Source organism: Streptomyces sp. NPDC088116, from assembly GCF_044741745.1.
Lineage (GTDB): Bacteria > Actinomycetota > Actinomycetes > Streptomycetales > Streptomycetaceae > Streptomyces.
In genome coordinates, this window is record NZ_JBIUTF010000020.1 from 1 (window position 1) to 9,668 (window position 9,668).

The window sequence follows — 9,668 nt, forward strand, 5'->3', positions numbered from 1 at the left end:
GAGTCCGCGTTGGCGGGAGAATTCGATGAAGACGGTGGGGGTGGCCATGATGGTGGTGCCGCCTGCCAGGGCCAGGTCGCATTCGCCCCGGCGCAATGACTGGATGGCGAGGTGCATGGCGACCAGCGATGACGAGCAGGCCGTATCCACGGTCAGGGCCGGGCCTTCCAGGCCCAATGTATAAGCCACCCGACCCGACGCGACACTTCCGGCTGTGCCCAGACCGAGCTGGCCGGTGACATCGGCCGCGCTGCCGACCTGCTGATTGCCGTAGTCGTGGTGCATGACTCCGGCGAACACGCCGGTGCGGGTTCCGCGTAGGGTTTCCGGTTTGATTCCGGCCCGCTCCAGTGCCTCCCATGAGGTTTCCAGCAGCAGGCGTTGCTGGGGGTCCATCGCGGTTGCCTCGCGGGGCGAGATGCCGAAGAACTCGGGGTCGAACTCGGCTGCCTCGTGCAGGAATCCGCCCTGGCGTACGTAACTCTTGCCCGGAACGCTCGGGTCGGGATCGTAGAGGGTGTCGAGATTCCAGCCGCGATCGGTGGGGAACGGTGAGATCGCGTCCGTACCCGTGGCCACGAGGTCCCACAGTTCCTCGGGCGAGGACACTCCGCCCGGATAGCGGCACGCCATACCCACCACCGCGATTGGTTCGGGCACGGCCGACTCCAGCTCGCGGACTCGCTCCCGGCTGCTGTGCAGATCGGCCATCGCCCGCCGAAGGTATTCCCGCAGCTTTTCCTCATTCGTTGCGGACACGGTTCTCCTCTACGTCAATTTCGTGGTGGCCATGCAGGCCGGGCCGGCTCACCGGAAGTCGCTGTCGAACAGGTCGAAGAGTTCATCGTCGGAAGCCGACCGGAACCGGTCGTCGGCCAGATCGCCGAGCGCGCCGTCCCGGTCCTGGCCGGTGGTGAGCCCGGCCAGCAGGGCGCGCAGCCGTTCGGCCGCGCGGGCGCGGTCGGCACTGTCATCGAGGGCGGCGAGGCTCCGCGTGAGCCGGTCGAACGCGGTGGGCAGATCCTCCGGCCCGCCCTGCCCGGACGGGTCTGCCATGTCCGGGTCGGCCGAGGGCAGTTCGGCCAGCAGCAACTCGGCCAGGGACAGCGGAGTCGGGTGGTCGAAGACCAGGGTCGCGGGCAGCCGCAGCCCGGTACGGGCGTTCAGCCGGTTACGGAGTTCGACGGCGGTGAGCGAGTCGAACCCGGCGTCCTTGAACGAACGCCCGGAACCCACCGCGCTCCGGTCCGTGTGCCCCAGCACCGCCGCGACCTCGGTCCGTACCAGGTCGAGCAGGAGGGCCGAGCGCTCGGGTGCGGAGCGGCCGGCGAGCCGGCGCGCCAGCTCCCCGGCGGGATCGGCCGGGTCCGACGCGGCGAAGCCGCCCTCGGCCCCGGCCCGGGTGTCCCGGTCCTTGCGGACGCCGCCGGGCGCGGCCTCGGCCAGATCGCGCAGCACCTCCGGTGTGGTGCCGCTTCCGGCCGAGGCACGCAGCGCGGGCAGGTCCAGCCGCACCGGAAGCAGCGCGGGCTCGGTGCGGGCCAGCGCCCGGTCGAGCAGATCCATCGCTGTCGGTGTGTCGATCGGGGCGATGCCCGAGCGCCGTATCCGCGCCTCGCCCGCACGGTCCAGCCCGGCGGCCAGGCCGACGCCGGTCCACCAGCCCCAGCCGAGCGACAGAGCGGGGTGACCGTCCGCGCGGCGCCGGGCGGCCAGCGCGTCCAGGAACGCGTTCGCCGCCGCGTAACCGGCCTGGCCCGCGCTCCCCGCGACACCGGAAACAGAGGAGAACAGCACCAGCGGCACCGAGCCGTACTCCCGGGTCAGCTGGTCGAGATGGACGGCGGCGTCCGCCTTGGACCGCAGCACGGCGTCGATACGCTCGGGCGTCTGCGTGGAGACGACACCGTCGTCCAGCACCCCGGCGGTGTGCACCACGCAGGTCAACGGGTGCTCGGCGGGAATGTGGTCGAGCAGCCGGCGGACCGCGTCGCGGTCGGCGACATCGCAGACCCGGACGTCGACCGCCGCGCCCATGGCGGCGAGCCCCGCGCTCAACTCGGCGGCGCCCGGGGCATCCGTGCCCCTCCTGCTGACCAGCAGGAGGTGGCGTGCCCCGTACCGCCCCACCAGGTGCCGGGCGGTCTCGGCGGCCAGCGCGCCGGTCCCTCCGGTGATCAGTACGGTGCCGTCGGGGTCCAGCGGCTCGGACGGTTCGCTCGAAGCCGCCGGTTCGGCCGTCACCTGGACCAGACGCGGGACACTCGCGCGGCCGTCACGAACCGCGATCTGGGTGGCGTCCGTCGCCAGCAGGCTGGGCAGCGCCCACCGCGACTCCTGCGAACCGTCGATGTCGACCAGCACGAAGCGGCCGGGCTGCTCGGTCTGAGCGGTACGGACCAGCCCCCAGGCGGCCGCCCCCGCCGGATCGGCGGCACCGCCCTCGGGACCGGCCGCGCCCTGGGTGAGAACCACCAGCCGGGGCCCACTGTCGGTTTGGGCCAGCCGGGCGTGCACCTCTTCCAGCACCCGGCGCACGTTCTTGCGGATGTCGCCGATGAGGTCCTGGTTCTGGTCCTGGTCCTGCTGGCCCTGGTGCTGAGGCGGGTGGGTGGTGTGGGTGAGGTCGAGGAGGACCACGTCGGCGTCTGCGCAGACGTCGTCCGGTCGGGTGGGGGTGGGGCCCTGCCCGGGAAAGGGGATCCAGTCCACGCGGTACAGGGGCGCCACGGGCGCGGCGGGAAGCTGCCCGGCGGAGACACGGCGCAGCGACAGCGAGCGGGCGGCGAACACCGGAGCGGCGTCGAGGTCGGCCGCGGAGATCGACACCGCGCCGCCGTCTTCCTTGGCGACGCGCACCCGAAGGGCGTGTCCGCCGCCTCGGTGGCGCAGTACATCGGTCCAGGAGAACGGCAGCAGACCATGCCCGCCGTCGGCCAGCGGATCGAGCAGCGCGATGGGGTGCAACGCCGCGTCGAGCAGCGCGGGATGCACGCCGTAATGGCCCGCGTCGGTGGCGTGAGCATCGGGCAGCCGTACCTCGGCGAAGACCTCGTCACCACGGCGCCAGGCGGCACGCAGCCCTTGGAAGGCACCGTGATAGCCCACACCGGCGGTGGCGAAGAGAGAGTACTGATCGGTGATGTCGACCGTCCGCGCGCCGACGGGCGGCCAGACGCCGGTGAGTTCCGCGAAGGGATCGTCGAGGCCGGGATCACCGACGTACTCGTCGTGCGCGCTGGCGAGCAGGCCGGAGGCGTGCCTGGTCCAAGCGGTCTCGGTGTCGTACTCGGGTTCGGGGCAGGAGTAGAGGCTCACTTCACGGCTGCCCTGCGCGCCCCGGGCACCTACGACGACCCGGACCAGCGTCGGAGCGTCGGCGTTCCAGGCCAGGGCGGACTCGAAGACCAGCTCGGCGATACGGGGCAGCCCGATCCGGTTCCCGACGTGCAGGACGATCTCCAACAGGGCGGTCCCGGGGACAACACCGCGATCCCACACCACGTGGTCGGCAAGCCATGGAAGGTCCTCGGTGGACAACCTCCCCGTCCACACCGTGGTGTCGGCTCCCGGAAGCTCCACAGCGGCCGTGAGCAGCGGGTGCTCCACTGCCCGCAGGCCCGCCGACGACAACCCGTCCGTCCCGGACCGGGGTGGGGCGGTCAGCCAGTAGCGGTCGCGTTGGAAGGCGTAGGTCGGCAGGTCGACATGGTGAGCGCCCGCACCAGGCGGGAGCAGGGATGGCTGGAGCCCCCGGGTGTGGAGGGTGGCGAGGGTGGTGGTGAGTGTTTCTGGTTCGGGGTGGTTGCGGCGGAGTGTGGGGAGGAGGAGGGGTGGTGCGTTGGTGGTCTCGAGGTTCTGGCTGGCCATGGCGGTGAGGGTGGCTTGGGGGCCGATTTCGAGGTAGATGGTGGCGCCGTTGGTCTGGGCTGTGTGGAGGGCGTTGGTGAAGTGGACTGTGGTGCGGGCGTGTTCGACCCAGTAGTCGGGGGTGGTGGGGTCATGTTCCGTGACGGCACTGGGGATGAAGGGGGTGTGGGGTGGGTGGTAGTGGATGGTTTCGGCGGTTTGGCGGAGTTGGTGGAGTACGGGGTCCATGAGGGCGGAGTGGAAGGCGTGGGAGACCTTCAGCCAGGTGGTGCGGGTGCCCTGTGCGGTGAGTTGTCCGGAGATCGTCTCCAGTGCTGCGGTCTGCCCGGACAGGACGATTGACGTGGGGCCGTTGACGGCCGCTATCGACACCTGACCAGCCGAGGTGAGCAGGTGGGTGACGTGTTCTTCGGTTGCTTGTACGGAGAGCATGCTCCCGCCGGGAGGCAGTGCGCTCATGAGTCGGCCTCGTGCGGTGACCAGTCGTGCGGCGTCGTGGAGGGTGAAGATGCCGGCGGCGTGGGCTGCGGCGATTTCGCCGACGGAGTGGCCGAGGAGCATGTCCGGCTTGATGCCCAGCCTGGTGAGGGTCCGGTAGAGGGCGGTCTCCAGGGCGAAGAGTGCGGGCTGGGTGTATTCGGTCTGGTCCAGCAGGTCTGCCGGTGCGGGTGCGAACATGACGTCGCGTAGGCCCGGAGCGGTGAGGTGGGTGTCGAGTTCCGCGCAGACTTCGTCCAGGGCGGTCGCGAACTCGGCGTCCGAGGCGTGGAGTTCGCTCCCCATACCGGCGCGCTGTGCCCCTTGGCCTGCGAAGAGCATGGCGGTGCGGTGACCGCGTGTTGCGGTGCCGTGTATGACGTCGGGGGTCTGGTGGCCTTGGGCCAGGCTGTCCAGCCCGGTCAGTAACTGTGTGCGGTCGCGGCCGACTATGACGGCTCGTTCGGCGAAGGAGGAACGGGTGGTGGCGAGTGAGTGGGCTACGTCGAGTGGATCGGCGTCGGTGCGTTCCAGGTGGCTGCGTAGCCGGGCTGCCTGGCCGCGCAGCGCCTCTTGGGAGCGGGCCGATATGACCCATGGCAGGAGGGCGGGCGGTTCGGCTGGGGTGGTCGCCGTATTGGACGGTGGTGGTGGTTCTTCGAGGATGAGGTGGGCGTTGGTGCCGCTGACGCCGAAGGCGGAGATGGCGGCGCGGCGTGGGCGGTCTTCGCGTGCGGGCCAGGGTTGTGCCTGGGTGAGGAGTTGGAGGTCGCCGGTGTTCCAGTCGATGCGCGAGGACGGGGCATCGACGTGGAGGGTGCGGGGGAGGGTTTCGTGGTGGAGGGCCTGGATCATTTTGATGATGCCGGCGACTCCGGCGGCGGCTTGTGTGTGCCCGATGTTGGACTTCAGTGACCCGAGCCATACGGGGTGGCCTGCGCGGTTTTTGCCGTAGGTGGCGAGGAGTGCTCCGGCTTCGATGGGGTCGCCGAGTGGGGTGCCGGTTCCGTGGGCTTCTACGGCGTCGATGTCGCCGGGGGTGAGCCTCGAGTCGGCGAGCGCCTCGCGGATGACTTTCTGCTGGGCGGGTCCGCTGGGTGCGGTGAGTCCGTTGCTGGCGCCGTCCTGGTTGACGGCGCTGCCTCGGATGATGGCGAGTACGTGGTGTCCGTGGCGTTGTGCGTCGGTGAGGCGTTCGATGAGGAGTGTGCCGGTGCCTTCTGCCCAGCTGGTGCCGTCGGCGGTTTCGGCGAAGGGTTTGCAGCGTCCGTTGGGGGCGAGTCCGCGTTGGCGGGAGAATTCGATGAAGACGGTGGGGGTGGCCATGATGGTGGTGCCGCCTGCCAGGGCCAGGTCGCATTCGCCCCGGCGCAGTGACTGGATGGCGAGGTGCATGGCGACCAGTGAGGACGAGCAGGCCGTATCCACGGTCAGGGCCGGGCCTTCCAGGCCCAACGTATAAGCCACCCGACCCGACGCGACACTCCCCGCGCTGCCGTTCGTGAGGTAGCCCTCGAATCCCGTGGGGGCGGGATCGAATCGTGACCCGTATTCGTGGTACATCATTCCCATGAATGCGCCGGTGCGGGTTCCGCGTAACGTCTCCGGTTTGATTCCGGCCCGCTCCAGTGCCTCCCATGAGGTTTCCAGCAGCAGGCGTTGCTGGGGGTCCATCGCGGTTGCCTCGCGGGGCGAGATACCGAAGAACTCGGGATCGAACTCGGCTGCCCCGTGCAGGAATCCGCCCTCGCGTACATAACTCTTGCCCGGAGTAACCGGGTCGGGATCGTAGAGGGTGTCGAGATTCCAGCCGCGATCGGTGGGGAACGGTGAGATCGCGTCCGTACCCGTGGCCACGAGGTCCCACAATTCCTCGGGCGAGGACACTCCGCCCGGATAGCGGCACGCCATACCCACCACCGCGATCGGCTCATGCCCCGCCGACTCCAGCTCGGCCAACCGCGTTTTGGTCTTGTGCAGTTCGGCGGTGGCGCGCTTCAGGTAGTCGCGGATCTTGTCGTTTTCGGCGCTCATTTCCACCACCAACTCCTCGGAATGCGATCGGTCCACGGCGCGGTCACAGTTGCTCGTCCAGGAAGGCGAAGATCTCCTCGTCGGTCGCCTCGTCGAGCCGGTCCGCCACCACGGTCGTCCCGGCGGCCGCGCCGGCCGGTTGTGCCGGGGCGTCGAGTGCGGTCAGCAGTCCGATGAGCCGTTCCCGTACCGCCTCACGCCGGTCGTCGTCCGAAGCCAGTTCGGCGACCGCCTGCGTCACCTCGTCGATCCCGGTCAGGAGGGAATCCCTGGCGGAAGCGCTCGCGGTGACCGGAAGTTCCCCGTTGATCCACTCCGCGATCCCCTTCGGCGTGGGGTGGTCGAAGGCGAGGGTGGTCGGCAGCCGCAGGCCGACCAGGTGGCCGAGCCGATTGCGTAGCTCCACCGTGGCCAGGGAGTCGAAGCCGATCTCGCGGAAAGGACGTTCCGGGTCGATCTCGGCGGCCGACCCGTGCCCGAGGACGTCGGCGACCTGACTGGTGACCAGGCCCAACAGCGCGGCGGACCGTTCCTCCGGGGGAAGCGCCGTGAGGCGTGCCGCCGGGCCACCGGCTTCCCCGTCCCCGGCGCGACTCCCGGCGGCCACCGTCCCAGTGGCGTACGGGCGCGGGCCCGAGGAGATCAGGCCGCGCAGCAGCGGCGGCAGCGGGCCTGTCCCGTACTCCCGTGCCGCACGACGCAGCGCGGCGCTGTCCAGCAGCAGCGGGACGAGCACGGCGGGGCCTTCCCGGTGCACGGTCAGCGCCTGGTCCAGCAGATCGAGCCCCTGCTCCGGCGTCATCGGCACGATGCCGTCACGGCGCAGCCGGCGCAGTGCCGTGCTGTCCAGGCCGCCTGCCATGCCGTCACGTTCCGCCCACAGCCCCCAGGCCAGGGAGACCCCGGGCAGCCCGGCCGCCCGTCGGCCCCGCGCGAACGCGTCGAGGACGCCGTTGGCCGCCGCGTACGACGCCTGCCCCGGGCGGCCGAGCAGCCCGGCCGCCGCCGAGAACAGCACGAACACACGCAGGGGGTGACCGGTCGTGGCCTCGTGCAGGTGCCGTACGGCGTCCGCCTTGGACCGCAGTACGGTGTCGATCCGCGCCTGCGTCAGACCGGCGAGCGCGCCGTCGTCCAGCACCCCGGCGGTGTGCACCACACCGGTCAGCGGGTGCTCGGCCGGGACGGTGGCGACCATTCTCAGCACGTCCGCACGGTCGGCGAGATCGCACGCCGCGAAAGTGGCGCTGACCCCCGACTCGGCGAGTTCCCGCTCCAGGAGGGCGGCTTCCGGCGCGTCCGGGCCGCGCCGGCTGACGAGCAGCATCCGGCGCACGCCGTGCCGCCTCGCCAGATGTACCGCGACGCGTCGGCCGAGCGCGCCGTTGCATCCGGTGAGCAGGACGGTGCCGTCGGGATCGAACCCGGCGTCCGCGGGCGGCACTTCAGCCGTCCCGGCCGGCGTCGGCGGGTCCGCCAGCACCGGCGTCAGCTTTGCCAGCACCGGCGTCAGCATTTCGCCGCCACGCAGCGCGAGTTGCGACTCGCCGGAGGCCAGGGCCGCGGGCAGGGCCAGCCGGGACTCCGGGGAATCGTCCAGGTCGATGAGGGTGAAGCGGCCCGGGTACTCCGACTGCGCCGAGCGGAGCAGCCCCCACAGCGCGGCGCCCGCGAGATCCGGCACATCCTCTTCCCCGGCCTCGACCGCGCCCCGGGTGACGATGGCCAGCCGCGCCTCCGCCAGACGTTCGTCAGCGGTCCACTCCTGGACCAGGGCGAGCCCCTGGCCGACGCATGCGCGTACCGGATCGGTCGAGGTGAACGAGGCCGGCGCGGCGTCGCCGGGTGTGGCGACGACCAGCGTCGGCACGGGCGCCGCGGTGTCCAGAGCGGCACGCAGGGCCGCGAGGTCGACGTGGGCGGTGCGCTGTACACCCGGCAGCGCGCGCAGCGCCGCCGTCTCCGCCCGCTCCGCCGGACCCATGACCGACCAGCCGCGGGCGTCGATGGGACCGGGCACTCGCGGGACCGGCCGCCAGTCGACGCCGTACATCGGTACGGAACCGCTGCCCGCGCCTACTACCGCAGGACGCAGCACCAACGCGTCCAGAGCGAGAACGGGCGCGCCCCCTTGGTCGGCGGCCTGCACCGAGAACGCGCTGTCACCCGCCGGGGCCAGCCTGACCCGAAGCGCCTCGGCCCCGGTCGCGTACAGCGTGATGCCCTGCCAGGCGAACGGCAGCAGCGTGCTCCCGTCCGTGTCGGGCAGCAGCCCACCCGCACGCCATGGGTGCAGGGCCGCGTCGAACAGTGCGGGGTGGATACCGAACTCGCCACCTCCTGTGGCCGCTTCGGGCAGTCGCACCTCGGCGAAGAGCTCGCCGCCACGGCGCCACACCCCCGTCAGCCCGGTGAAGGCCGGACCGTAGCCGTAACCGTGCGCGGCAAACCCTGAATACAGCTCTTCGACGTCAACGGGCTCGGCCTTGGGAGGCGGCCAGCTCCCCACCGCCCAGCCCGTCTCCGACGCGGCCGGCCTCTCGGGGGTGAGTACACCGGTGGCATGCCTGGTCCACTCCGGCTCCTCGCCGTCCCGTACGGGTTTCTCGGGACGCGCGGCGACCGTGACGGCGCGCCGCCCCTGCTCGTCCGGCGCCTCGACCACCACCTGAACCTGCGCACCGCCTCGCTCGGGGAGGACCAGCGGCACATGGAGGTTGAGCTCCTCGACCCCGCCCGACTCCATCTCCTCGGCAACGCGCAACAACAGGTCGGCGACCGCCGTCCCGGGCAACAGCACCGAACCCGAAACCGCGTGGTCGGCCAGCCACGGATACGCGGAGAGCGCCACCCTGCCGGTGAACAGAGTCGAGCCGGAGCCGCTCACCGGGACGACACCGCTGAGGAACGGGTGGTCCTTCCACGTCAGACCGAAGCGGGACGCAGCCGCGAAACCGCTGCCGGGCGCCGAACCCGACACCCAGTAGGTACGGCGTTGGAAGGGATAGGTGGGCAGAGGGACGCGTCGGGCGGTGGTGTCCGTGTGGAGTGCGGTGGGGTCGAGTCCGGCGATTCGGGTGTGGAGGGTGGCGAGGGTGGTGGTGAGTGTTTCTGGTTCGGGGTGGTTGCGGCGGAGTGTGGGGAGGAGGAGCGGTGGTGTGTCGGTGTTTTCGGTGGTGGTGAGGTTGTGGGCGGTCATGGCGGTGAGGGTGGCTTGGGGGCCGATTTCGAGGTAGATGGTGGCGCCGTTGGTCTGGGCTGTGTGGAGGGCGTTGGTGAAGTGGACT

The 9,668-nt window shown here is 71.0% G+C and carries 3 protein-coding genes; all 3 read right to left on the reverse strand.

The window, feature by feature from the left end; translation table 11 throughout:
* Window positions 1-759 (reverse strand): beta-ketoacyl synthase N-terminal-like domain-containing protein (locus ACIOJD_RS34475; RefSeq protein ID WP_401920573.1); only part of this gene is annotated, 759 nt, incomplete at its 3' end.
* 48 nt (window positions 760-807) lie between these two features.
* A complete protein-coding gene (locus ACIOJD_RS34480; RefSeq protein ID WP_401920575.1) occupies window positions 808-6,381 on the reverse strand; it encodes an SDR family NAD(P)-dependent oxidoreductase in 5,574 nt (1,857 codons plus the stop codon).
* Between the two features lie 43 nt (window positions 6,382-6,424).
* On the reverse strand, window positions 6,425-9,668 hold a 3,244-nt coding region (locus ACIOJD_RS34485), incomplete at its 5' end, for a type I polyketide synthase (protein ID WP_401920577.1).

What these genes read in the sequence shown, in the direction of transcription:
- ACIOJD_RS34480 (WP_401920575.1), bottom strand. Translation starts at nt 6,381, where the DNA reads ATGAGCGCCGAAAACGACAAGATCCGCGACTACCTGAAGCGCGCCACC.